Below are 25040 nucleotides of genomic sequence, written 5' to 3' on the forward strand. Positions count from 1 at the left end.
CGCCGCGTCCGCGCGGCCGGCCGGGCTAGGCTGGTCGGCGAACCCGATCTCCGCCAGGGACGAGGCGACCATGACCACGCAGAGCACCCTGCCCGCGGCGGCCTCCGGCCGGTTCACCATCGGCGGGGACCTGCCCGTCACCCGGCTCGGCTACGGCGCGATGCAGCTGACCGGCCCCGGCATCTGGGGCGACCCGGCCGACCCGGACGAGGCCGTGCGCGTGCTGCGCCGCGCCGTCGAGCTGGGCGTCGACTTCATCGACACCGCCGACTCGTACGGGCCCTTCGTCAGCGAGATGCTGATCAAGAAGGCGCTGCACCCGTACCCGGACGGGCTGGTCATCGCGACCAAGGCCGGGCTGACCCGCGCCGGGCCGGGCGACTGGCGGCCGCTGGCCCGCCCGGAGTACCTGCGCCAGCAGTGCGAGCTGAGCCTGCGCCACCTGGGGCTGGAGCGGATCGACCTCTACCAGCTGCACCGCATCGACGCGAAGGTGCCGCTGGAGGACCAGCTCGGTGAGCTGGTGCTGCTGCAGCAGGAGGGCAAGATCCGCCACATCGGCCTGTCCGAGGTGTCCGTGGCCCAGATCGAGCAGTCGCGCGCGCTCGCCACGATCGTGTCGGTGCAGAACCTCTACAACATCGCCAACCGCAGCGCCGAGGACGTGCTGGCGTACTGCGAGCAGGAGAACCTCGGCTTCATCCCGTGGTTCCCGATCGCGACCGGCGAGCTGGCGCAGCCGGGCGGGCCGCTGGCGAAGGCCGCCGAGGAGCACGGTGCGTCGCCCGCGCAGCTGGCGCTGGCGTGGCTGCTGCGGCGCTCGCCGGTGATGTTGCCGATCCCCGGCACGTCCAAGGTGTCCCATCTGGAGCAGAACGTCGCCGCCGCGCAGCTCGTGCTCACCGACGACGAGTTCCGCGCCCTGGCCGACGCGGTCTGAGCCGCCGCGGCGCGGGACGGGTCAGCTCTCGGCGGTCCAGCGGGTGAGCAGGTCGGCCACCTCGCGGGTGCGCGGGTGGGCGTCGCCCTGCACCCGGCGCATGTCCGCGAGCACCGCGGTGAGGTCGGCGCGGGCACCGGCCGGGTCGCCGGCGCGGTGGCGCAGCTCGGCGTGCTGCTGGCGGGTGCGCAGCGCGCGCGGGTGCGCCGGGGTCATCACCTCGTCGATGATCGGCAGCAGGCCGGCCAGCTCGGCCATGCCGCCGTGCGGGTCGCCGGCCAGGCCGCGCCAGTAGGCGAGGTTGGTCCGGAAGGTGAGCGTCGTCGGGTGGCGCGGCCCGATCGCGTGCGCGGCGTCGTAGGCGGCGGTGCTGAACTCGGCCACGGCCTGGTCGAGCCGTCCGGTGAGGGCGCGCCAGTAGGCGAGGTTGTGCCGCGCGGTGAGCGTGTCGTGGTGCAGCGGGCCGAACGCGGCGGCCAGCCCGTCGGCCGCCCGCTGGTAGGTGGCCACGGCCTGCTCGGCGTCGCCGCTCTCGCCGATCCACCGGCCCAGGAAGTCGACCAGGTTGAGGGTCTCCGGGTGTGCCTCGCCCAGCCGCGCGGCCGACTCCTGGGCGAGCCGGGCGAACTCGTCCCGCGCGGCGGCCGCGTCCCCGGATAGGCCCAGGCACAGCGCGGCGTAGCGCCGGGCGGCCAGGGTCAGCGGGTGCTCGCCGCCGAGCAGCCGCGCCGCGTCGCCGGTCAGGACGGACAGCTCGGCCAGCGCGGCGGCGGGCTCGCCTCGGTCGATGCGCTGCCGGGCGATGTGCAGCCGGACCCGCAGGGTGTCCGCGTCGTCGTCGCCGAGCAGGCGCCGCGCGTCTTCGTGCAGCTCCCGCAGGGCGGCGAGGGCGCCGGCCGCGTCGCCGAGGTCGCCGTTCGTCTCGGCGGTCTGGGTACGCAGGACCAGCACGTCGCGGTGCTCGTCGCCGAGCCGGGCGCGGGCCTGGCGGAGCAGGTCCGCGAGCGCGTCGCGGGCCGCGGTGGCCCGGCCGACCCGGTTGAGGTGCTCGCCGATCCGGCGCAGCACGGGATGCATCCCGCCGTGCCACAGGTGCTCCCCCGCCGCGCGGCGGACCGCCTCGATGCTGTCGTACAGCGCGGCGGGGTCCGCGTCGGCGGTCCACGCCTGCTCCAGCGCGTCCGCGGCGGTCCTGGCCAGGCCGGGCAGCTCCGGCTCGGGCACGGCCTCGCGGACGGCCCGCTGCACCAGCGCATGCATCGCGACGGCGGAGCCCTCGTGGGTGAGCAGGCTGAGCCGGTGCAGCGCCCGCAGCGCGGCCGCCGCCTCGCGTGCGGTGCCGCCGATCCAGCCGCACGCGGCACCGCTCAGCAGGACCCGCTCCGGCACGCCCTCCGGGGCGAGCAGCGACACCAGTTCCAGCATGCGCTGCGCGGTGCCCGGCTTGGCCAGGGCCGCGGCCCGCTGCGCGGCCAGGCGCCAGGTGCCCGCGACGGTGCGGTCGTGGCCGTCGGCCGGGGAGGACGCCGGGAACAGATCGGCCAGCCGCTCGCGCCGGTCGTCGATGAGCCGGCGGTATGCCGCGAGCTCGATGCCGGTGTCGATGAGGAACGCGGCGGCCTGCGACAGCGCGAGCGGGAAGTGGCCGAGCGCGGCGGCCAGGTCCGCCAGCTCGGCGTCGCCGGCCGGTGCGGTGCGCACGGCCGCGGGGTCGAGCGACAGGCGGTTGCGCAGGTAGTCGACGGATTCGGCGGGGCTGAACATGCCGACGGCGACCACGCGCGCCGCCGGCCGGAACACGGCGGCGTCGCGGCGTCGGGTGGTCACGATGCTGCGCCCGCCGTCGCCGATGGGCCACAGGCCGTCCAGTGCGGACGGATCGTCGACGTCGTCGAGCACGACCAGCCACGGCTGCGCCGTCGCGCGCAGCCAGGCGACGAGCAGGTCGGCCTGGGTCTCCTCGTCGTGGCCGTAGCCGTCGACCGGGCGGCCCTCGTGGCCGGCGGGCCGGTCCAGCAGGCCGCCGGCCAGGGCCCGCCAGGCGCGGGCGTACCCGGTGAGCACGGACTGGCGCGAGGAGGCGGTGATCCAGGTGAGCAGGCCGCCGCTGCCGCGGGCGCGGTGGAACGCCGCGGCGGCGAGCTGGGACTTGCCCGAGCCGCCCGGTCCGGTGAGCACGACCTGGCGGGCGGCCGGGTCGCGCAGGGCGTCGTCGACGGCGGCGGCGAGCTCGGGCCGCTGCCGCAGCGAGGCGGCGTCGCTGGGCGGGCGCCCGACGACCAGCTCGGGGGCCGGGGCGGGGGGCGTGCCGCGCGCGGCGGTGCGGTGCTCGTGCGCGGCCCGCCACAGCCGCCGCCAGCTCTCCACGGTCGGGCCGGGGGCCGCGCCGGACGCCGCGCCGCCGGTGGCCGTCTCGACGGCGCGCACCAGCGCGAAGACCTGCTCGAAGTCGCGGGGCACGGAGCGGCCGCCGAGCCATTCGCCGACGCGGCGGGCGTTGACGGCGACGCGGCGGCCCGAGGGCAGGGTGGTCGCGCTGGCCCGCCTGGCGAGCACCTCGTCGGACACGTCGGGCAGGCGGTTGCGCAGCCGGGCCAGCGCGGTGGCGAACTCGGCCCGGGGGTCGGCGGGATCCTCGCCGTGCGCGGGCTGCGCCATCGTCCGCACCCCTCTCCCGTCGACCGTCCGAACGCGAGTCTAGGGCAGCCGGGTGACCGCCCCCGGGGCCGCCGGTTCTCCCGCAACGGCCCGGAGCGGGGACTGTCCGGTCAGCCGCGGCAACGGCGGCCAGCTGCCGCGACGTTCCTCGGCGCGCTTCCCGGACGGCTCGCGTGAACCGGTTCGGCGCCTAACTTCGGCGGTACGGCGGGTGGGGAGGCCGCGGCCGGTGCTCGCGCCGGCCGCGGCGCCACCGGCGTACGGCGGATCGCCGAGTGGCGGCGTCCGGACAGGGAAGGGCGAGAGCATGCGCCAACTCAGCAAAGTGGACGTCGATCGGCTGCGCCGGTCGCACCGGAACCTGTGGATCTCGTTGGTGCTGTCGATACCCGTGATCCTCGTGCTCTCCGTGCTGATCATCATGGCGGGGTTCAACTTCCCGCTGCTCGGGCCGCTGCTGGGGGTGGGCGTCGGCTGGCTGCTGCTGATCCCGCAACGCCGGCTGCTGGACGAGCTGGGGCTCACCAGGCAGGAGGCCAAGGAGATCCTGAAGGCCTCCCGCTAGGGTCGCCCGCCCGACCGGCCCGCTACCGCGGGCTGGTCGCGGCCGGGTCGGGCAGCACCTGTCCCTGCCGGGGCGGGTCGACCAGGGCCGGGATGCGGGCCGCCGCCGCGTCGGCGACCAGCTCCGGGATCCGGTCGGCGGGCAGCGCCGGGGCGAGCAGGTAGCCCTGCATCAGCGAGCAGCCGGCCGCGCGCAGCCGGTGCCGGGTCGGCGCGTCCTCGATGCCCTCGGCGACGGTGCGCAGGCCGAGCGTGCGGGCCAGCGCGATGACCGAGGACACGATCGCGCTGTCGTGCCGGTTGGCGGTCATGCCCGCGACGAACGACCTGTCGATCTTGATCTCGTCGAGCGGGATCTGCCGCAGGTGCTGCAGCGAGGAGAAGCCGGTGCCGAAGTCGTCCAGGGCCAGGCCCACCCCGAGCTCGCGCAGCGCGGTCACCGCGCGCAGGGCGCGCCCGGGGTCGGCCATCAGGGCGCTCTCGGTGATCTCGAGCTGGAGCAGGTGCGGCGGCACCCCGTGCTCGGTCAGGCGGCGCCGCAGCCGCTCGACGAGGTCGTCGCGGAGCAGGTCGCGGATGCTGACGTTGATCGACGTACGCAGTTCGAGCCCGGCCGCGCGCCAGCGGCCCGCCTGCGCGACGGCGTCGTCGACGATGCGGTCGGTGAGCTGGTGCATAACCGGGGTGTGCTCGATCATGGAGATCAGGGTGGCCGGGGACAGCGGCCCGTCGGGGCCGTTCCAGCGCAGCAGCGCCTCCACGCCGACGATCCGGCCGGTGAGCAGGTCCGCCTGGGGCTGGTAGTGCAGCGTGATGGCGTCGCGGTCGTCGGTGGCGATCGCCTGGCGCACCTGGTCGAGCACCTCCAGGCGCTGGGTGTGCCGGTCGGTGCCGGGCTGGTACATGGCGACGCCGGCATTGTCCCGTTTCGCGTCGTACATGGCGATGTCGGCGTGGCGCAGCAGGGTCGCGAAGTCGTCGCCGTGCTGCGGGCTCACCGCGACACCGACCGCCGCCGCCACCTCGACCTCCAGCCCGTTGAGGCTGACCAGGCCGTCGACCGCGGCGCTGATGCGCTGGGCGGCCTGCCAGGCGCAGCCGCAGTCGCGCTCGTCGAGCAGCACGCCGAACTCGTCGCCGCCCAGCCGCGCCGCGTAGGCGCCCTCGGGCAGCGCCGCGCGCAGCCGCGCGGCGAACGCGGTCAGCAGCCGGTCGCCGGTGTCGTGGCCCAGCGCGTCGTTGACGTACTTGAAGCCGTCCAGGTCCATCAGCAGCAGGGCGGGCCCGCGCCGCTGGGCGGGCGGCCGGCCCTGCCTGCGGGCGTACGCCGCCTGCAGGCCGGCCCGGTTGCCGAGCCCGGTGAGGTCGTCGGTGTGCGCGGCGCGGCGGCGCTCCTGGGACAGGCGCGCCATGCGCTGCACGGCGTACAGCGGCATGATCACCAGCGGGACGAAGCCGAGGCTGACGTGCCCGGTGACCGCGAGCACGGGGCTCAGCATGGTCAGCGCGATGACGTGCACGGCCGGGTCCTGCAGCGTCGCCAGGCGGTGCCGGAGGCTGCCGCCCGTCGGCAGGGCCTGCGGCGCGGTCAGCAGCACCGCCCAGCCGTACGCGATCGCGAAGACGACGGACGCGGCGGCGACGGCGGCGGTGTCCCCGACCAGGTCGGCCGGCGAGCCGCCGTGGAACGGGTCGGGCTGGCCGATCAGCAGCACGAGGTACGCGGCGCCGAACGCGACGGCGTAGCGGGCGCCGCTGAGCACGGCGTGCAGCGGGTGCTGGCGGGCCCGGACCGCGATCACCGCGACGGCGAGCGCCTGCACCGCGATGGCGGGGCCGAGGTCCCAGCAGAGCAGGATGGCGAAGGTGAACACGAGCGACGGGCTGACCACGACGCCGCGCAGGGGCCTGCCCACGGGCACGTAGGTCACCGCCGCGGCGGCCAGCGCCAGCGCGGACATCACCCAGAACGGGGTCTTCTGCGCGGCGAGAGGCACCTGCCCAGCGGTCAACACGAAAAGTGTGATCGCGATCACGGACAGTGCCGTCGGCACGGTGGTCACACGGCGCCACGTAGGCACGGCGACCACTGACAGCGGTGTCACAAAGCCCTCCTCCGGGTTCACGGCTGCGGGCACGCGAGTTGCCAGCGTAACCGACCAATGGGGGAAAGCGAGCAAACTACATTTATAGGATGACACTCGCCATGACCGGGAATAGGCAGCAGGCGGTCAGGCCAGGAAGCTGTACACCCCCGTCGCGACGCAGAGCACCAGCATGCCGAGCGCGTTGACGAACAGGTTGCGCCCGAGATCGCGGGCCCGCACGTGTGCGGCGATCGCGACCAGGAAGTACGCCACCAGCGCCGCGCACGTCAGCGCACCGAGCCACGGCACGACGATCCCGGCGAGCAGCCCGGCCGCCGCCGCGAACTTGACCGGCGGCATCAGCCACCACAGGCGGCGCGGCCAGCCGACACCCTCGTAGCACTCGGCGACGAACCGCACCGGCCGCAGGCACAGCACCGCGTCGACCAGCTGGATCGCCGCGAGCACCAGCACCGGCCAGACGGGATCGGGCAGCGCGGTCACGGCACCCTCCAACCTCGACAGACGTTTGACGCGAACGTATTCACGATTATGCCCGTAAGTGATACGTTGCTCCCGGCCCGGGAGCCGGAAAGAGCGGTCGAGGAAGGGCAGCCTCCCGCATTGCACCCCGATGGCTGTGCGCGTGTCCGCGTCCGGCGCGCAGGGTCCGGGCTGCCGTGGCGACGCGGTCGTGGGCACAGCTCCCCCACCCCGGAGGAGACCCCGTGTCACCGACACCCGAACCGCCCCCTGCCCGCCCCCTGCCCGCCCGCACCCGCCCCGCGTCCCGCACCCGGGCGCTGCTCGCGCTGACCGCGCTGCTGACCGCCTCCGGCCTGGCCTCGGCCACGCCCGTCGCCGCCGAGGACGCGCCCGTGCGCGTCACCGTCAACGTGCGCGCCGGCTGGGAGAAGGCGGCCGACACCGCCGTCGGGATCAACCACGCGATCTGGGACACCCACCTCGGCAGCGACCAGACCGCCGACCTGCTCAAGGCCGCCGGCGCGAAGCTCATGCGCTACCCCGGCGGCTCGTACTCCGACATCTACCACTGGCGCGACCACACCGCCCCCGGCGGCTACGTCGCGCCGGACACCGACTTCGCGCACTTCATGGCGGGCGTACGCCGGGCCGGGGCGCAGGCCATCGTCACCGCCAACTACGGCACCGGCACCGCACAGGAGGCGGCCGACTGGGTCCGCCACGCCAACATCGAGCACGACTACGCCGTCAAGTACTGGGAGATCGGCAACGAGAACTACGGCAACGGGCACTACGGCTCGCCGTGGGAGGCCGACGACCACGCCGACAAGAGCCCGGCCGAGTACGCGCGCCACGTCGTGCAGTACGCGCGGGCGATGAAGGCGGTCGACCCGACGATCAAGGTCGGCGCGGTGCTGACGACGCCGGGCGAGTGGCCCGACGGGATCACCGCCGACGGCGACGCCGGGCCGTGGAACCAGGTCGTGCTGGACATCGCCGGTGACGACATCGACTTCGTGATCCTGCACTTCTACGCGGGCGGCGCGAACCCGGCCGAGGCCCTGGCCCGGGTGGAGCGGCTGCCCGTCGCGCTGGACCTGCTGCACACCCAGATCCAGCGGCAGGTGGGCCGCGACCTCGGCGTCGCCCTCACCGAGATCAACATGACGCAGGGCATGAACACCCAGCCCGGCGCCCTGTTCGCCGCCGACGTCTACGCCTCCCTGATCGCCCGCGGGGTGTTCGCCGTCAACTGGTGGAACGTGCGCAACGGCATCGGCACCGTCGCCGAGTACGCCGGGCACACCGACTACGGCGACTGGGGCCTGCTGTCCTCGGGCGGGTGCACGGCCGACGGGTCGGCCTGCGAGCCCGCCCTGAACACGCCGTTCGCCCCGTATCACGCGCTGGGCATGGTCTCGCGGTTCGTCCGGGCCGGTGACCAGCTCGTGCGGGCGGGCTCGGCCGACCCCGCGGTCAAGGTGCACGCCGCCCGACGGGCCGACGGCGGCCTCGCGGTCATGCTGCTCAACCAGGACGCGGCCGCGGCCAAGCAGGTCAGCCTCTCCTACGCCGGGTACACGCCCGCGGCGTCGGCGCAGGTGCTGCGCTTCGGCAACGGCGACACCTCGATCAGCACCGGCACCGGCAGCGCGTCGTCGGTCACCCTGCCGCCGTACTCGATCACCACGCTGGTGCTGCGCCCGGCGGCGGCGCTGTCCGGCCCGCCCGCGCCCGGCCGGCCCGCCGCCTCGGCGATCACCGACCGGTCGGCGACGCTGACCTGGCCCGCGGCGGCCGGCAGCGGGCTGAAGTACGAGATCCACCGCCAGCACGGCACGGTCAGCGAGCAGTGGGGCGAGACGGCGGGCACCACGTTCACCGTCGGCAACCTCGCCCCCGGCACGACGTACACCGCCAACGTGATCGCCCGGGACGGGTCGGGGCGGGTCTCCTGGGCCTCGCCGCCGGTGATCTTCTCCACGGGCACGCCCGCGACCTCGACCTGCGCCGTCGCCTTCGCCGACGTCAGCGACTGGGGCAACGGCTTCGTCGGCAGCGTGGACATCACCAACACCGGCGCCGCGCCGATGGACGGCTGGACGCTGAGCTTCGACTGGCCGACCTCCTGGCAGCAGGTCAGCAGCGGCTGGAACGCGAACTGGACGCAGACCGGCGGCTCGGTGAAGGTGACCAACGTCGACTGGAACCGGGCGGTGGCGCCCGGCGCCGGCGTCAACGTCGGGTTCGTGGGCTCCTACCAGGGCCCCAACCTCGAACCGCCGCGCTTCACCGTCAACGGCATGCTCTGCACCACCCGCTGACGCCGCAAAGCACGCGGGGTCCATACGGCCGGAGCCCCGCCCGTGCGTCGCACGGGCGGGGCTCCGTTCATTCGTCGCAGGTCACGGGTTGGTGAACCCGAGGGTGTAGCTGCCCGAGCCGCTGTACGCGTGGACGCGGTAGCGGTAGTACCCGGCGGTGCCGCTGTAGGTCACCGACTCCGCGTTGGACGGCGTGCCGCCGGTGGCGACGTTCGCCCAGGCCGAGCCGTTCCACTTCTGCAGGTACAGGTCGAAGTCGGTGCCGGACGGGCCGACCAGGCAGCCGCGGTGCGTGCCGGACGACGTCGACTGGTAGTAGCTGCCGTCGGGCTGGTACGCGCTGCCGCCGCTGGACAGCGAGCCGTTGCGGGTGAACTCGTACCCGGTGCAGCCGCCGGTCGGCGGCGGGGACGACGGCGGCGGGTTGCTGCCACCGGTGACCAGGGTCAGGCTGTAGGCCTGCAGGATCTCGTTGACCGGCTGGAAGTACGTGGTGCCGCCGGAGCTGCAGTTGCCCGAGCCGCCCGAGGTGACGCCCTGGGCCTGGTTGCCGGCGATCAGCGAGCCGCCGGAGTCGCCGGGCTCGGCGCAGACGTTGGTGCGGATGAGGCCGCTGACGGTGCCCTGGGGGTAGGTCACCGACGAGTTGCGGGCCTGGATGGTGCCGCAGCGCCAGCCGGTGGTGGAGCCGGAGCGGCAGACCGAGGCGCCGATCGCGGCGTCGGTGGAGCCGTTCACGCTCACCGTGCCGCCCGCGTAGTTGTTGACCAGGCCGCGCGGGGTGTTGCCGGAGTTGACCCGCACCCAGGCGTAGTCGTTGCCGGGGAAGCTGGAGCCGGCGAAGGTGCCGCTGGGCTGGGTGGTGGTGGAGCCGGTCGAGCCGCAGTGCCCGGCGGTGACGAACCCGCCGTTGACCGAGAAGCCGACCGAGCAGCGGCTGCCGCTGCCGATGTAGTAGGCGTTGCCGCCGATGACGTCGATGAACGGCACCGGGTTCTCCGCCGACGCCGCGACCCGCACGGCGCTCGCGTCCACGCCGCTGGCCTTGATGAACGCGGCCGTGTCGGCGCCGCGCGACAGCACGACGACGGTGTTGTTCACGACGTCGACGTACCAGCCGGGGATGCCCTTGGGCGCCTTGGCCGCGACGGCGTCGAGCCCGGCCTTGGCCGCGTCGAGCTGGGCCAGGCTGTGCTTGACCAGCTTCGGTGTCGCGCCCGCGGCGCTGACCTTGTCGGCCTGCGCCTGGCTGGTCACGCCGACGGTGAACGACTTCGCGTCGGCCGACAGCCACGCGCCGCCGTAGCTGCCGCCCAGCGACTTGCGCAGCGAGAGGTCGGCCTTGGCGGCCCGGGACTCGTTGGCGAGCCGGTCCTTGACGCCTGCGACGTCGAGCTTGAGGTCACGGGCGAGGGCCTGGAAGACCTCGGTCGAGACGCCGGCGGTGGCGGCGGCGTCGGCCGCCGAGCCGGGGCGGGAGTCGGCCGACGCCGGATAGGTCAGCGCGGCGGTGACGCCCAGGGTCAGGGCTGCCACCGCGGAGATGTGGAGGAGTTTGCGATTCATGCGGCGAAGCTACGCAACATCGCATCGACACCGACAGATGTTCATTCAGTCATAACGTCATGCGATGGGCAGCGGCGGCGGCCCGAACCGGGGGTTGGCCTCACACCACTTGAGATAGTGCGGGTTGCGCGCCGCGGACTCCGCGTACGCCGCCACGGCGTGGGCCAGCACGACGTCGCCGAACGCGGCCGCCTCGCCGCGCGGATGCCAGCCGAGCAGGTGCCGCCAGCGCAGCGGCGCGCCCGCGATGGGCACCGTGACGATCCCGTCGACACGCCGGAACGTGGCCTTGCACAGCCCGACGGCGTGCCCGGCCTGCACGGCGTCGAGCGCGTTGCCGAAGTCCATCTCGTACATCGCGCGCGGGGTGAACCCGGCCCGCGCGCACGCGGCGGCGAAGCAGTCGCCGAAGCAGCCGTCACCGGGCAGGCTGGCCCACTGGGCGCCGGCCAGCTCGGCGAGGTCGATCTCCCACCGGTCGGCCAGCAGGTGGCTCTCGGGCAGCATCACGAACACCGCGTCGATGGCGATCTCGCGCCACACCAGCCCGTCGTCGGGCGCGCCGGGCACGGTGTCGCCGCACACGCCCACGACGCAGAAGTCGAGCTTGCCCGCGGCGGTCAGCTCGGCGAGGTTGTCCGCCCAGTGGGAGGGGTGGGTCAGCACCTGCGTGCCGTCGTCAGCCAGGCGCGACATCAGCCCGCCCAGGATCGGGCCGCTGACCGCGCCGATGCGCCACTGGTTGGGCTGGACGCGGTGCCCGGCCAGGCGGGCCGCGTCCTCCTGCAGGCCCTTCATCGCGGGCAGCACCACCCGGGCGCGGGTGAGCACCAGCTCGCCCAGGGCCGTCGGGGTGACCCCGCGGCGGCCGCGCTCGAACAGGGGGCCGCCCAGGGCACGCTCGATGCGCTGCAGCTGCGCCGTGACGGCGGGCTGCGCCAGCCCCAGCAGCGACGCCGCTTTCGTGACGCTGCCGGTGTCGGCGATCGCGCATACCACCCTCAGGTGGCGTACCTCCAGGTTCACGGTCCTCCAGTCGGGAAAGGATCATTGAGCGGAAGTACCTGTAGATTCTAATCCGTCCATGTTTCGCTGTCGCGGCGAAAGGGCGCGCTCGGCGATCTCGCCCATCCAGCGGGATTGACACCCGCAACTTTCCTTCAGAGCATCTACGGCCATGAAGCTTTTCTCACTTCGCCGCCGCCACCTGCGCGCGACGTCCGTGGTGACCGCGCTGGCCGCGGCCGCCGTCCTGCTGCCCGCACAGCCCGCCGCGGCCGCGATCCACAGCGCCCGGGCGACCATCGGCGGCCACCCGGTCTGGGCCCATTTCGCCAACCCCACCGCCGGACGCGACTACACGCTCGTCAACGAGCTGCAGCGGCTCATCGACAGCGCCCCCGCCGGGTCGAGCATCAAGGGCGCGATCCACTCGCTGAGCATCGACTCCGTGGCCGACGCGCTGCTGCGGGCGCAGACCCGCGGGGTGAACGTGATGGTCGTGCTCGACGGCAAGAACGCGCCCTCGACCGACCCGGCCGTCGCCACCGTCCGGAAGCTGGCCAACCACAAGTTCTGCACCAACTCCAGCGGCGGCAAGGGCTGCATCAGCACCAGCGCCGACGGCGACATGCACACCAAGATGTTCACCTTCACCACCGCCACCGACCCGGCCGGCACCGCGCGCAGCAACGTCTCCTGGTTCGGCTCGGCCAACCTCACCTACGCCACCGGCACCGACGCCTTCAACAACACCATCACCGTGTACGGCGACGCCGCGCTGATGAGCGGGCTGAACGCCAACTTCGCCGACATGTGGAACCGCCGCCACTACTCCGGCGACGACTACTACGACTCGGCCTCCGGGCGCGGCTACTACCAGGCCACCGCCGCGGACGCGTACGCCTCGCCCGAGGGCGAGGGCCAGACCGACACGATCGCCACCCGGCTCAACGACCTGACGCCCGACAGCAACTGCCGGCTGCGCGTCAGCATGGCCTCGATCACCAGCGGGCGGCCGAAGGTCGTCGACGTCGTGAAGTCCTACCGGGCCGGCGGCTGCAACGTCTGGATGTCGGTGGGCACCGACGCCGAGGGGGGCATCTCCATGACCCAGTCGGTCTACAACGACCTGCTCACCGCGGGCGTCGCCATCCGGCGCAAGGACCACGTCCACAACAAGTTCTTCCTGGCGTACGGCAGCTACGGCGGCACGTACCAGTACCGCGTCTACACCGGCTCGCAGAACTGGACCCATGACGCGCTGAGCGAGAACGACGAGATCTTCGTCAAGATGGGTCCGGAGACCGGCAGCACCCACCCGCTCTACGACGCCTACTACACCCACTTCAACGAGGCCTACAACACCGGCGTCACCTGCACGAAGAGCAACTACCCCTGCCGCTGACCCCGGCACCGCCGCGGCCGCGCCGCCCGCCACCCGACCCGGCGGCCGGTGGCGCGGCCGGTGATCCCGCCGATCGGCCGGCACCCCGGCCCCGGCGGGACACCAGCGGATCGACCGGCGATTCTGCCGATGCGTCCACTGACGGACGCTGATGAAACTGGCTGCACTGCCCGACAACCGGCTCTCCCGTCCCCCGCGGCACACCGCCGCAAAGGGGCCGGTTCCTCACCGTCAGGAGTGGAACAGTGCAGCTAACCGCACCCTCCGTCCGCCGCCGGATCACCCGCGCCATCGCCACCGCCTTCGTCGCCACGGCGCTGGCCGGCGGAACCGCGCTCGGCACGGCCGCGCCCGCCTTCGCCGACGAGATCGGCCAGGCGCCGACCTCGTCCAACATCACCGGCAACGGCAGCTTCTCCGTCGCCACGTACAACATCTCCAGCCTCGTCAGCGGCTTCGGCGGCGGCGTGGCCTACTACCCGACCGCCAGCGGCACCTACCCGGTGATCGCGATCTCCCCCGGCTTCACCGCCCGCTGGTCCAGCATCAGCTGGATCGGCCCGCGCCTGGCCTCCTGGGGCTTCGTGGTGGTCGGCATCGAGACCAACAGCATCTACGACCAGCCGGCCAGCCGCGGCAGCCAGCTGCTCGCCGCGCTGAACTGGGCCGTCAACTCGGCTCCGTCGCAGGTCCGCGCCAAGGTCGACGGCAGCCGCCGCGGCGTCGCCGGGCACTCGATGGGCGGCGGCGGCACCCTGGAGGCGCTGGCGGCCGACACCACCGGGCTGGTCAAGGCCGGTGTGCCGATCGCGCCGTGGAACTCCGACAAGACCTGGAGCGGGCTCAACGAGGCCGTGCAGATCGTCGGCGGCGAGAGCGACACCATCGCCGCCGTCAGCTCGCACTCGATCCCGTTCTACAACAGCCTCGGCGGGCCCAAGAGCTACGTCGAGCTGAACGGCGCCAGCCACTTCTTCCCGCAGTCCACCAACTCGACCCTGTCGCGGGCGCTGGTCTCCTGGTTCAAGCGCTACCTGAACAACGACACCCGTTTCACGCCGTTCACCTGCGGCTACGGCGGCACGGCGGTCTCGGACTTCCGTACCAACGCCTGCTGATCGCCGCTTGACACCGGTGCCGGGGGAAACGTTCCCCCGGCACCGGCGTTCGTCCGACCGTGGCGCGCCGCGGCCGTCACGCCGACGGCCGGCGGCGCGCCATGCTCTGCGCCCGCAGCATCGGCGGGTTGAGCAGCAGCGCGGCCCCGCGCCGGTAGAGCGCCGCCGGACGGCCCATCTCGGACGCCCGCTTGTGTCCCGTGGGCACCACGAAGCCGTCGGCGGTCAGCACCTTGCGGGCGAAGTTGCGCGGGTCCACCGTGGTCCCCCACACCGCCTCGTAGACGGTGCGCAGCTCGGTGATGGTGAACTCGTCCTTGCAGAAGGCGGCCGCGACGGTGGTGTACTCCAGCTCGACGCGGGCGCGCTCGATGCCGTCGCGCAGGATCGCCGCATGGTCGAAGGCGAGCGGCACCGGGTCCGGGCCTACCAGCCGGTCGGCGGGCATCCACACCGCACCCGCGGCGTCGGTGCCGGCCGAGGGCTGCGGCAGGTTCGGTGCGATCGCCAGGTACGCGACCGTCAGCACCCGGCCGCGCGGGTCGCGGTCGGCCGCCGCGTAGGCGCCCAGCTGCTCCAGGTGCAGCCGGCGGCCGTCGAGGGACGTCTCCTCCCGCAGCTCGCGGATGGCCGAGTCGAGCAGGTCCTCCCGGTCGCGCAGGAACCCTCCCGGCAGGGCGGGCTGGCCGGCGTACGGCTCCGTGCCCCGCTCGATCAGCAGGACGTGCAGCCTGTCCCGACGAACGGTGAGGACCACCAGGTCCACGGTGATTGCCGCAGTGACCCGCGGGCGTGACTCGGTCATCCGACAAGGGTAACTAAACGTCGCATTGACATTAAGTCGTGCCCGCACTTAATGTCGAACTCACATAAAGCGCTGTCCGTCAGTCCCGTTACGGTTCCCGCCCGCGCACCAGCACTGCCCTGGAGCAGAGATGACACAGGCGTACGTTCAGCCCGACCCCTACGCGGTGCCCGCCCCGCGCGCCGGCGACGACGATGTCCCGACCCGGCCGACCCGGCACCTGAGCGCGGGCGCGTACCTCGACGACCGGTTCTGCCGAGCCGCCCTCAACGAGGTCTACCACCAGCCCCGGCGCATGGTCGCCCCGTCGTACGGCTTCGACCTCGTCACCGTTCTCAGCCACTGCAAGAAGGCCCGGGTGATCAACCTCGCCCGCGACGGCGCCATCGTGTTCATGCTCGCCCTGTCCGCGTGCGTCTCCTTCCCGACCTTCCTGCTGCTGGTGGTGGCGCTGATCCAGCTGCAGCTGTGCGTCGCGACGTATCGGCTGATCCGCGACGTCGTGCGCGGGCTGCGCGGAGGCGGCACCGTCACCGACTTCCTGCGGCTGATCCTGCGCGCGTGGGCCGTGACCGGCGCCTTCCTGCTCTCCACGATGCTGAGCTTCTACTTCTTCGCCGCCGCCGCCATGGCGGCGGCGCTCGCGGGAGCCGGCGGCGGCTTCTACGGCGAGCCCGAGCCGTCCACCGGCGCCGACCTGCTGACCGGCGCCTCGACCGCGCTGTCGCTGCTGCTGCTGGCCGTGCTCTGCTTCACCCCCATGGCCGCCAACCTGCTCAAGCAGTCGCGGGTGGACACCATGGCCCCCGGCCGCGGCCGCCACACCACCGACGCCGCAGACCAGCGCCTGGCCGAGATCGAGCGGCAGCAGCGCGGCAACGTGGTCGTGTACTCCGGCTACCAGCCCTTCGTCGGCTCCGGGACGGAGCTGGACCGCTGGGGCACCGCGGTCCGCCTGGTGCGGCGCGAGCCGAACGCCGCCGCGACGACACCCGAGTCGGCCAGGGAGTTCCCCACCATCACCTTCACCGCCGAGGAGCTGACCGCCTGGGTGGCGGAGCGGATCAACCGGCTCACCGGCGGCACGGCACAGGAGCTGCTGCCCGGCCTGACCGTCGAGGGCACCGTGTTCCTCGCCGGCAGCGAGACCGCGATGCTGCGCAACCAGATGGACCGGGCGCAGGTCAGCGCCGTCATCGCCAACCCGACGACGCCCGCGCGCTACTTCCTGGCGTTCCGCGTGTCGTCCTGGCAGGGCGAGCTGATCACCAATGTGTACGTGCACATCGCCGTCCAGGGCCGGACCCTGTACGTGGACATGTCGAGCTGGGCCCTGGGCCCGTGCCGCAGCGAGTTCCGGGTCGTCGACCTGGAGGGCGGCACCGGGCTGCCCGCGTACCTGCGGGCGGTCAAGCGGGGCATCGTGGACGCGCCCGTCACCGTGGCGCGGGCGCCGATCAACCTGATCCAGGCCGGGCTCGACGCGCTCCACGTGGCCACCCGCCGCGGCGCCGTCTCCCCGACCGGGGTCGACTACGGCGCCCTGATGAGCGTGCGGGAGCTGGGCAGCAGCGGCACCTGGCGCAACTCGCTCATAGAGCACGACTTCACCAAGTACGCGTCCATCATCCAGCGCCGCGTCCTGGCCGCCGTCCTCGACTTCCTCGAGAACCAGGGGGCCGACGTCACGGAGTTCCGCCAGCGCTCGGTGAACATCCTCAACCGGGGCATCCAGCACTTCGGCTCCGGCGACATCAACAACGACGGCGCCGTCGGCGACAACGCGAAGGTGACCCGATGAGCGAGCCCGAAACCCCGCCGACGATCGAGGTCGAGCAGGGCGGCAACCAAGGTATCCAGCACTTCGGGCACGGGAACATCGTCAACACGGGCGCGGTGGGCAAGGGCGCGACGGTGTACCGCACGACGTCGCGCGAGCCGCGGGACCGGCCCCGCGGCGCCGGAGAAGACCGCACGTCGGCCGACGTGGGCGTCATCGTCGCCACCCCCAGGGAGTTCGCGGCGGTGGCCAGGGCGCTGGCCGCGGGTTCCGACTACCGGGACGACAGCCGGGCCGAGGGGACGCTGGTGGCCGAAGCCACCATGCCCGTGCCCGGGGGCGCCGTCCGCGTCGCCGCGCTGGAGGCGACCGAGCAGGGCACGCTGGCGGCGCAGACCGCCTACCGCAGGCTCACCGGCTTCTGCGCGCCGTCGTTCGTGCTGCTGGTCGGGATCGCGGGTGGGATCGACCGCAGCCTGGGCATCGGCGACGTGGTGCTCAGCGACCACATCATCTGCTACGGCTCGGGCAAGGACACCCCGGACGGGCGGGTGATCCGCGGCTCGGGGCACCAGATCACCGACGCGGCGCGGGAGCGGATGAACCGCTTCTTCGCGCGGGACGGCCGCGAGCGCCGTCCGTTGCCCCTGGCCGATGCGACGAGCGCCTACCTGGTGCACCAGGGCCCGGTCGGCTCCGCCGACACCGTGGTCGCCTGGGAGGACGCCCAGGCACGGCGGTTCCTGAAGGACTTCAACGACAAGACGCTCGCCGTCGAGATGGAGGCCGCGGGCGTGGCCGCCGCGTTCCACAGCAGCGCCGGGAGCCCGCACCGGCCGCTCGGGTGGTTCACCGTACGCGGGATCTCGGATCTGGCCGACGTGGCCAAGAAGGACGAGCACCAGGACCTCGCCGCGCGGCACGCCGCGGACGTCATGGTGCGGCTGTTGCCGTTTCTGAGGGTCACGCCACCGGCGTGACCGGAGGGGCCGGCGACCGGGGTGGCACCGGCCCCTCCCGCAGCGCGCCGGGTCAGGCAGTCGGGAAACCGTCCGCCGGGCCCGGCGCGCGGCCGTTCGCCCAGACCCGCTCGAACTCGTCGACGAAGTGGGCGAACCAGCCGGGATCGCGGTCGCGCCGCAGCACCAGCACGGGCTCGGGGCCCACCGGCCGGTGGGCGTAGATGTCGAGGTGGACCCGCCCGCCGCCGGTGCCGGGATCGGTCACCAGCAGGCCGACGGCGGGCGCGAAGGGCAGCAGCCGCACCTCGACGCTGCCCGGGCCGGCCGTCGCGCTGAGCTGACGCAGCAGGCCGACGGAGAGCTGCAACCGCTGCTGGAAGATCTCCGGCTGGTGTCCCACGCCGCACCGGCGCGCCGCCTCCTCGGGTGCGCCACTGGCCGGATCGAGCAGCGCCACCCGGATGCGCGCACCCTCGCGCAACAGTTTCTCCAATTCGTGGTAATTGCTGCGCAGGGTGCGCCCGAGTGTCACTCCCAGCATGCCGACGTCACTCATTCCGGAGCCGAGAGCGCCCGCTCCCGAAGTGGACTCCCGCAGCAGGCTGTCGACCGACACATTCTCGGTGTCCCGGTGGCGCACCGCCTCCGACAGCGCCCGCATGGAACGCTCGACCTCACCCATCTGACGCCGGTTGACCAGCACGCTCATGGCCATGACCGCCAGCGTGGCCAACGTGGCCGCGGTGACGACCGGGGCGCCGACCACATCGAGCAGCCCCAGCACCCCCACCACGAGCGCGAGCGCTATCGACAGATGCACCTCCAGTTCGCGGTGGGTCACCACGTACCGGAATAGGCGCATCGAATTCTTCATAGGACCATCTTAGATAGAGGCATTCAACCCATCCGATCAATGCCCGCCGCGACGAGCACCCGGCCCGCTTCCGCGCCGTCCGCGATCACGCCGCGCCGCCTGCGCCCGGCAGCCCGACGGCGACGGTCGCGGCGAGCTCGGTGCGGTTGCGTACGCCCAGCTTGCGGAAGATGTTGCCCAGGTGGAACTCGACCGTCTTCGCCGAGACCTGCAACTGCTCGGCGACCTCCCGGTTGCTCAGGCCGCCCGCGACCGCGCGGGCGACCCGCGCCTCGGCCCCGGTCAGCGACAACGCGTCGGAATGCACCGTCACGACGGCCGCCGACTGCCGGCGCACGGCGGGCGGTGCGGCGGCGACCTGCTCCAGATCGGCCACGACACGGGCCACCATCCCGGCCGCGCCGGTCGCGGCATACCCCGTGCAGGCGGTTTCGAGCAGGCGGGTCGCGTCGGCGCGCCGGCCCAGGCGGGCGTGCTGCGCGCCGAGCAGCCACGCCATGCGGGCCCGCGACAGCCGCTCCACCGGCCGGTTCAGCCCGGCCAGCGCCGCCTCGAACCGGGCCATCGCCGCAGGGTCGGCGGGCTGGGCGATCCAGGCCCGCCAGGCGGGCAGGGCCGGGGCGCCGGGCCAGCCCAGGGGCGGGTCGGGCAGCCGGGCGAGCAGCGCGTCGGCGGCCTCGGACCGCCCGTGCAGGGCGTGGTGGGTGGCCAGCTCCCAGCGGTGCTCGAAGATGAGCCCGGAGGTCGCGCCGACGACGGTGCCGACCAGGAACTCGAGCATCCCCAGCCAGGACTCGGTGTCACCGGCGGCCAGGTGCAGGGCGGCGGCGCACTCGGCGATGTGCCCGGCGACCCAGCTCGACCCCGCCCGCGCGGCGAGCCGCCGGGTCTCGGCCAGGTACGCCGTGGCGGCGGGCAGGTCACCGCACAGCGCCTCGACCTTGATCAGCCAGGAGGCGGTCTCGGCCTGGATGTCGGCGCGGCCGGCCTCGCGGGCCAGGCGCAGCGACTCGTGCAGCTCGACCCGCCCGCGCAGCAGGTCGCCGCTCCACGCGTCGCCGAGGCCGAGCATGCCCCGCAGCCTGGCGAGGCGGGCGGGTTCGGTGTCGGCGGCGTCGATGAGGTGGGCGAACCGGGGGCGTGCCTCATGGGGACGCATCAACTGCAGGGTGCTCAGCAGCGCCAGCTCCAGGAAGAGCACGTCGGTGTGCAGCCGGTGCTGGTCGGTCAGCCGGAGCGCGGTTTCCAGGTGCCGCGAGGCGTGGGGTGTGCGGGTGCGTACGCCGATGACGCCGGTGACGGTGTGGAACAGCACCTCGGTCTGCGGCCGGGGCGGGTCGGAGCGCAGCTCGGCGAGCCGGGCCGCCAGCGGCGGCAGGGTGGCCGCGTCGGCGGTGCGGGACAGCGCGAGGAACGCCTCCGCGGCCAGCCGGGCTGCGGCCACCGGGTCGGCGGTGCTGCGGGAGGTGGCCAGCAGCCGGTCGGCCTCGACGTCGCGGGACACGCGCACAGCGTAGCGGCGGCCCGCGAGCCGCCGGACGCCAACGGGGCCCCTATATCGTGGGTCCGGTGCGGGTGACGACATGGAACGTGAACTCGGTCAAGCAGCGGCTGCCCCGGTTCCTGCCGTGGCTGGACCAGCGGCGACCCGACGTGGTCTGCCTGCAGGAGCTGAAGCTCGGCGACGCCGCCTTCGCCGACCTGCTCAGCGAGGAGCTCACCAGCCGCGGGTACGCGTTCGCCGTGCACGGTGAGGCGCGCTGGAACGGGGTGGCGATCCTGTCCAAGGTCGGCCTCGACGACGTCGTGCAGGGCCTGCCGAACGGGCCCGGCTTCCCGCACCCCGAGGCGCGGGCGGTGTCGGCGACCTGCGGCGGGATCCGCGTGCACTCGGTGTACGTGCCCAACGGCCGCGTCCCGGACTCCGACCACTACCGGTACAAGCTGGCCTGGCTGGCCGCGCTGCGCGACACCGTCGCCGCGGGCCCGCAGGACGCCGTCGTGTGCGGCGACGTGAACATCGCCCCGGCCGACGCCGACGTGTTCGACCCGGCGGCGTACGTCGGCAGCACGCACGTGACCGGGCCGGAGCGGGCGGCGCTGGCCGAGCTGCAGGCGCTCGGGCTGCACGACGTCGTCCGGGACCGCTGGCCGACCGAGCGGGTCTTCACGTACTGGGACTACCGGGCCGGGATGTTCCACCAGGACCTGGGGATGCGCATCGACCTGATCCTGGCGTCGGCGCCGGTGGCCGGGCGGGTCAAGGCGGCCTGGGTGGACCGGCTGGCGCGCAAGGGCACCGGCCCCAGCGACCACGCCCCGGTGATCGTCGACCTGGACGAGGCGCCCGACGGCGACATCGGCCCGGTCGTGCCGCCGCCGTCGGCCCCGCGGACCCGCCGCGGCGCGAAGCTGCCCCAGGCGCCGGCCGACGAGTGATGGACGGTGCGACGATGCGTCTGCACGTCGGCTGCGCGATGTGGACGCACAAGGCGTGGCAGGGGCACCCACTGCCGCCCACCGAGCGGCTGCGCTGGTACGCGAGCTGGTGCAACGCGGTCGAGGGCAACACGACGTTCTACGCGACCCCGGCGCGGCGGACCGTGCAGACGTGGGCGGAGCAGACCGGGCCGGACTTCCGGTTCGTGGTGAAGCTGCCCAAGCCGATCACGCACGAGCGGCGGCTGTCCGGCGCCGACGAGGAGCTGCGCGCGTTCCTGGACGCGGTCGAGCCGCTGGGCCCGCGCAACCACGCGCTGTGGCTGCAGCTGCCGGGCTCGTTCGGCCCGAACGACGTCGGCGACCTGGCGGGCTTCCTGCGGCGGCTGCCCACCGGTTTCCGGTACGCCGTGGAGGTGCGCCACCGGGCGTTCTTCGACGATCCCCGGCAGGCGCGGCAGCTGGAGCAGGTGCTCGCGGTCGCCGGCGCCGAGTGGGTGCCGTTCGACACGGTCGCGTTCTTCGAGACACCGCCGACCAGCGACGCCGAGCGGGAGGCGTGGCTGAAGAAGCCGCGCATGCCGCGCCGGTCGCAGGCGCTGACCGACCGGCCGATCGTGCGCTACCTGGGCCGCGACGACACCGAGCGGACCGTCGAAGGCTGGCGGCACTGGGTGGACGTGGTCACCGGCTGGCTGCGGGAGGGGCGCTCGCCGACGGTGTTCATCCACACGCCCGACAACGCCGACGCGCCCGCGCTGTGCCGCCGCTTCCACGACGAGGTGCGGGCACGCGTACCGCAGCTCGCGGCGCTGCCGGAACCGCAGGAGCCGGAGACCGCGGAGCCGCTGACCCTGTTCTGATACGGGTGGCCGGCGGGCGACGCCGACCCGAAGGCGCGACTTGCCGAACCGGCAACGAAGTTTGCGCGCGGCGCGGCCAAGCGGGCACGCTGACGGTGGAGGTGGTCAGCCATGACCGACGCGCACGCGGCTCATCACGCGGCACACGACGAACACGACATCGACGACTTCTTCACCGAGAGGTTCTGGGACGAGCGGTACGGCTCCAAGGAGCGGATCTGGAGCGGCAACCCCAACCCGCACGTGGTCACCACCGCCGCCGACCTCGTCCCGGGGACCGCGCTCGACGTCGGCTGCGGCGAGGGCGCCGACGCGGTGTGGCTGGCAGCCCGGGGCTGGCAGGTCACCGGCGTCGACGTGTCCGGAGTGGCGCTGGGCCGGGCCGCGGCGCACGCGGCCGAGGCGGGCGAGCAGACCGCCGCGCGGGCCACCTGGCTGCGGGCCGACATCCTGACGTGGGACCCGGCCCCGGCGCGGTTCGACCTGGTGTCGGCGCAGTTCATGCAGCTGCCCGACCCGGCCCGCACGGACCTGCACCGCAGGCTGGCGGCGGCGGTGCGGCCCGGCGGCACGCTGCTGATCGTCGGGCACCACTTCTCCGACCTGGAGACGACCATCGGCCGCCCGCACCTGCCGGCGCTGATGTTCACCGCCGAGCAGGCCGCGGCGGCGCTGGACCCCGCCGACTGGGAGATCCACACCGCGACGCCCGGCCGCGAGGCCACCGACGCCGAGGGCCGGCCGGTCACCGTCCACGACGCGGTGCTGCGAGCCGTACGCCTGCGCTGACCTGCGGCGTTGACCGGCCGCGCCCCGACCGGCCACAGTGGTGGGTGTGGAGCGTGCCCTCGACCTGCTGACCCTGGCCGCATACCTGACCCTGCTCGCCGGGACCGCCGCCGCCCACCACGCGGTCGCCGCGATCGGCCTGGGCGCGGTCTACGTCGTCGGGGCCACCGCCGGTTTCGCCTGGGTGCGGCGGCGCGACCGGCGCGGCCTCAGCATCGGTTTCGTCGCGGCGCAGCTGGTCCTCGGCTACGCGACCTTCGTCGCGTCCGGCGCGATGGTGGGCGCGATCCTGCTGCTGCTGGTCCTGGTGAGCCAGAGCGTGCTGCTGCTGCCGCCCGCGGGCGCGCTGACCGTGGCCGGCCTGGTCCCGTTCGTGCACACCGGCATGGAATGGCGGGCCGGGCTGCGCGAGGGCCTGGGCATGCTCGCCGCCGCCGCGTTCGCCGCCGTGCTGACCCACCTGATCGTGCGCGAGCAGCGGGCCCGCCGCGAGCTCGCCGCCGCGCACGACCGGCTGCGGGCGTACGCGCTGCAGGCCGAGCGGCTGGCGGCGGTGCAGGAACGCAACCGGGTCGCCCGCGACATCCACGACGGGCTCGGCCACTCGCTGACCGTGGTGCAGATGCAGGTGAAGGCGGCGCGGGCGGTGCTGGCCACGGACCCGGCCAAGGCCGACGCGGTGCTGGCCAAGGCCCAGCACCAGGCCGAGGAGGCGCTGGCGGAGGTGCGCCGCTCGGTCGGCGCGATGCGCGAGCCGCGCCCGTCCGTGCCGCTGCCCGAGGCGCTGCGGGTGCTGGTCGAGGAGACCTCGGCGGCGGGCGTGCCGACCAGCCTCGACGTGTCGGGGCAGGCCCGGCCGCTGGTCGCCGACGCCGAGGAGTCGCTCTACCGGGCCGCGCAGGAGGGCCTGACCAACGTACGCAAGCACGCCCGCGCGACCCGGGCCGCGCTGGTCCTGGACTACACCGGCCCGGCCGCGGTGCGGCTGGAGGTCCGCGACGACGGCACCGGCCTGTCCGGCGGCCCCGACCCGGCCGGGTTCGGCCTGGTGGGGGTACGCGAGCGCGCCGCGCACGCCGGAGGGCGGATGAGCATCGAGTCGGTGCCCGGCAGCGGCGCGACGCTGAGCGTGGAGGTGCCCGGGTGAGCCGCCCGCCGGTGCGGGTGCTGCTCGCCGACGACCAGTCGCTGTTCCGGGAGGCGCTGGCGGTGCTGCTCGGCGTACACGACGACATCGAGGTGGTGGGCGAGGCGGGCGACGGCGCGCAGGCGCTGGACCGCGCGGCCGCGCTGCGGCCCGACGTGGTGCTGATGGACCTGCGCATGCCGGTGCTGGACGGGGTCGCCGCCACCCGCCGGATGCGGGCCGAGCAGCCCGGCGTGCGGGTGATCGTGCTGACCACGTTCGACGACGACGAGGAGGTGTTCGCGGCGCTGCGCGCCGGGGCGCTCGGCTACCTGCTCAAGGACGCGTCGTCGGCGCAGCTGGTGGAGGCGGTGCACGCCGCGGCGCGCGGTGAGGCGGTGCTGCAGCCGTCGGTGGCGGCGAAGGTCGTGGCGCAGTTCGCCCGGCTGCCCGCCGGACCGGGCGAGCCGCGGCCGCAGCCGCTGGTCGTGCCGCTGTCCGAACGCGAGCTGGACGTGCTGCGGCTGCTGGCCGGCGGCCGGTCCAACCGGGAGATCGCCGCCGAGCTGTTCCTGGCCGAGGGCACGGTGAAGAACCATGTGACCAACGTGCTGGCCAAGCTCGACGCCCGCGACCGCACCCAGGCGGCGCTGCGCGCCCGCGAGCTCGGCCTGCTGTGAGCGCGGGTCATGGGCGAAGGTGACCGGCGACCATGACTTCCGGCACCTGCCCGCATGGCCGCGCGGGCCGAGGATGGTGGGCATGACAACCTCCTCGTGCGACAAGGACAGCTCCGCTCACGCCGGCCGGTCGGCCTGGCGCAAGAACCTCCGGTTCGGCCTGCACTTCGCCGAGATGGTGGTCGCCATGCTCGTCGGGATGTTCGCCCTCGGCCCGCTGTGGTCGCTGGCCTGGCCGGGCCTGTCCGACCTGCCCGCGGTGGACGCGCTGGTGATGGCGACGAACATGACGGTCGGCATGGCGGCGTGGATGCGTTTCCGGCGCCACTCCTGGCCCCGGATCGCCGAGATGTCGGCCGCGATGTACGTGCCGTTCCTGGTCCTGCTGGTGCCGTACGCGTTCGGCGCCGTCTCCGCCCACGGGCTGATGATGGGCGGTCACCTGCTCATGCTGCCCGCGATGCTCGCCGCGATGCTGTGGCGGCTGGACGAGTACCGCCACTGACGGCGGCCGGGGGGGGGGGCCCCGCGGCCCCCCCACCCGGGGGCCCCCCCCCACCCCCACAGGCCCC

The 25040-nt window shown here is 73.8% G+C and carries 21 protein-coding genes; 13 read left to right on the top strand and 8 right to left on the bottom strand.

Features of this window, described 5'->3' with window-relative positions:
* Window positions 1–70 precede the first annotated feature (70 nt).
* Entirely contained in the window at window positions 71–940 is an 870-nt protein-coding gene (locus AB0J67_RS16935; protein ID WP_363482877.1) for an aldo/keto reductase, read from the top strand.
* Between the two features lie 21 nt (window positions 941–961).
* Here the strand turns inward: AB0J67_RS16935 and AB0J67_RS16940 are convergent, their stop codons facing one another.
* Complete coding sequence (locus AB0J67_RS16940; RefSeq protein WP_363482880.1) at window positions 962–3598, bottom strand: tetratricopeptide repeat protein; 2637 nt, start codon at window positions 3596–3598, stop codon at window positions 962–964.
* Window positions 3599–3905: 307 nt separating this feature from the next.
* Here AB0J67_RS16940 and AB0J67_RS16945 point away from each other — a divergent pair, with 307 nt between their 5' ends.
* Complete coding sequence (locus AB0J67_RS16945; protein ID WP_363482883.1) at window positions 3906–4163, top strand: hypothetical protein; 258 nt, start codon at window positions 3906–3908, stop codon at window positions 4161–4163.
* Window positions 4164–4185: 22 nt separating this feature from the next.
* Here AB0J67_RS16945 and AB0J67_RS16950 read toward each other — a convergent pair whose 3' ends face one another.
* Window positions 4186–6174, bottom strand: coding sequence for a bifunctional diguanylate cyclase/phosphodiesterase (locus AB0J67_RS16950; RefSeq protein WP_363482886.1), 1989 nt, complete (start codon window positions 6172–6174; stop codon window positions 4186–4188).
* A 219-nt stretch (window positions 6175–6393) separates the two neighbouring features.
* Window positions 6394–6753: a DoxX family protein gene (locus tag AB0J67_RS16955; protein ID WP_363482889.1), complete on the bottom strand. Its 360-nt coding sequence runs from the start codon at window positions 6751–6753 to the stop codon at window positions 6394–6396.
* A gap of 224 nt (window positions 6754–6977) precedes the next feature.
* On the opposite strand from AB0J67_RS16955, the gene AB0J67_RS16960 reads away from it, so the two are divergent.
* Entirely contained in the window at window positions 6978–9059 is a 2082-nt protein-coding gene (locus AB0J67_RS16960) for a cellulose binding domain-containing protein (RefSeq protein ID WP_363482892.1), read from the top strand.
* Between the two features lie 81 nt (window positions 9060–9140).
* On the opposite strand, the gene AB0J67_RS16965 is transcribed toward AB0J67_RS16960, so the two are convergent.
* Together AB0J67_RS16965 and AB0J67_RS16970 are read right to left on the bottom strand one after the other, a co-directional pair.
* Window positions 9141–10625 carry a S1 family peptidase gene (locus AB0J67_RS16965; RefSeq protein ID WP_363482895.1) on the bottom strand — a complete coding sequence of 495 codons (1485 nt, stop codon included), beginning with the start codon at window positions 10623–10625 and terminating at the stop codon, window positions 9141–9143.
* A gap of 57 nt (window positions 10626–10682) precedes the next feature.
* A complete protein-coding gene (locus tag AB0J67_RS16970; RefSeq protein WP_363482898.1) occupies window positions 10683–11651 on the bottom strand; it encodes a LysR family transcriptional regulator in 969 nt (322 codons plus the stop codon).
* 151 nt (window positions 11652–11802) lie between these two features.
* On the opposite strand from AB0J67_RS16970, the gene AB0J67_RS16975 reads away from it, so the two are divergent.
* Window positions 11803–13032, top strand: a complete 1230-nt coding sequence (locus AB0J67_RS16975; protein ID WP_363482901.1) for a phospholipase D-like domain-containing protein — start codon at window positions 11803–11805, stop codon at window positions 13030–13032.
* A 245-nt stretch (window positions 13033–13277) separates the two neighbouring features.
* Entirely contained in the window at window positions 13278–14150 is an 873-nt protein-coding gene (locus AB0J67_RS16980; RefSeq protein ID WP_363482904.1) for an alpha/beta hydrolase, read from the top strand.
* A gap of 76 nt (window positions 14151–14226) precedes the next feature.
* Here the strand turns inward: AB0J67_RS16980 and AB0J67_RS16985 are convergent, their stop codons facing one another.
* The gene (locus AB0J67_RS16985; protein ID WP_363482907.1) at window positions 14227–14955 is read right to left on the bottom strand and encodes an NUDIX domain-containing protein; all 729 of its coding nucleotides are present in this window, start codon (window positions 14953–14955) and stop codon (window positions 14227–14229) included.
* A 130-nt stretch (window positions 14956–15085) separates the two neighbouring features.
* Here AB0J67_RS16985 and AB0J67_RS16990 point away from each other — a divergent pair, with 130 nt between their 5' ends.
* Both AB0J67_RS16990 and AB0J67_RS16995 read left to right on the top strand, forming a co-directional pair.
* Window positions 15086–16756 carry a hypothetical protein gene (locus tag AB0J67_RS16990; protein ID WP_363482910.1) on the top strand — a complete coding sequence of 557 codons (1671 nt, stop codon included), beginning with the start codon at window positions 15086–15088 and terminating at the stop codon, window positions 16754–16756.
* Window positions 16753–17715 carry a hypothetical protein gene (locus AB0J67_RS16995; RefSeq protein WP_363482913.1) on the top strand — a complete coding sequence of 321 codons (963 nt, stop codon included), beginning with the start codon at window positions 16753–16755 and terminating at the stop codon, window positions 17713–17715. Before AB0J67_RS16990 ends, AB0J67_RS16995 begins: the two co-directional genes overlap by 4 nt.
* 52 nt (window positions 17716–17767) lie before the next feature.
* On the opposite strand, the gene AB0J67_RS17000 is transcribed toward AB0J67_RS16995, so the two are convergent.
* Together AB0J67_RS17000 and AB0J67_RS17005 are read right to left on the bottom strand one after the other, a co-directional pair.
* The gene (locus AB0J67_RS17000) at window positions 17768–18571 is read right to left on the bottom strand and encodes a DUF5919 domain-containing protein (RefSeq protein ID WP_363482916.1); all 804 of its coding nucleotides are present in this window, start codon (window positions 18569–18571) and stop codon (window positions 17768–17770) included.
* 85 nt (window positions 18572–18656) lie between these two features.
* Window positions 18657–20075, bottom strand: a complete 1419-nt coding sequence (locus AB0J67_RS17005) for a helix-turn-helix transcriptional regulator (protein WP_363482919.1) — start codon at window positions 20073–20075, stop codon at window positions 18657–18659.
* Window positions 20076–20140: 65 nt separating this feature from the next.
* Between AB0J67_RS17005 and AB0J67_RS17010 the strand changes: the two genes are divergently transcribed.
* The 6 genes from AB0J67_RS17010 (at window position 20141) to AB0J67_RS17035 (ending at window position 24973) form a co-directional block, all read left to right on the top strand.
* Window positions 20141–21010, top strand: a complete 870-nt coding sequence (locus tag AB0J67_RS17010; RefSeq protein ID WP_363482922.1) for an exodeoxyribonuclease III — start codon at window positions 20141–20143, stop codon at window positions 21008–21010.
* Window positions 21011–21048: 38 nt separating this feature from the next.
* Window positions 21049–21873 carry a DUF72 domain-containing protein gene (locus AB0J67_RS17015; protein WP_363482937.1) on the top strand — a complete coding sequence of 275 codons (825 nt, stop codon included), beginning with the start codon at window positions 21049–21051 and terminating at the stop codon, window positions 21871–21873.
* A 111-nt stretch (window positions 21874–21984) separates the two neighbouring features.
* Window positions 21985–22662 (top strand): methyltransferase domain-containing protein, encoded by a 678-nt coding sequence (locus AB0J67_RS17020; RefSeq protein WP_363482925.1) that lies wholly within the window; start codon window positions 21985–21987, stop codon window positions 22660–22662.
* A 46-nt stretch (window positions 22663–22708) separates the two neighbouring features.
* Window positions 22709–23809 (top strand): sensor histidine kinase, encoded by a 1101-nt coding sequence (locus AB0J67_RS17025; RefSeq protein WP_363482928.1) that lies wholly within the window; start codon window positions 22709–22711, stop codon window positions 23807–23809.
* Entirely contained in the window at window positions 23806–24468 is a 663-nt protein-coding gene (locus AB0J67_RS17030) for a response regulator transcription factor (RefSeq protein WP_363482931.1), read from the top strand. Before AB0J67_RS17025 ends, AB0J67_RS17030 begins: the two co-directional genes overlap by 4 nt.
* 82 nt (window positions 24469–24550) lie before the next feature.
* Window positions 24551–24973, top strand: a complete 423-nt coding sequence (locus tag AB0J67_RS17035; protein WP_363482934.1) for a hypothetical protein — start codon at window positions 24551–24553, stop codon at window positions 24971–24973.
* The last annotated feature ends 67 nt before the right edge of the window (window positions 24974–25040 follow it).

This window comes from Catellatospora sp. NPDC049609 (genome assembly GCF_040675365.1).
Taxonomy (GTDB): domain Bacteria; phylum Actinomycetota; class Actinomycetes; order Mycobacteriales; family Micromonosporaceae; genus Catellatospora.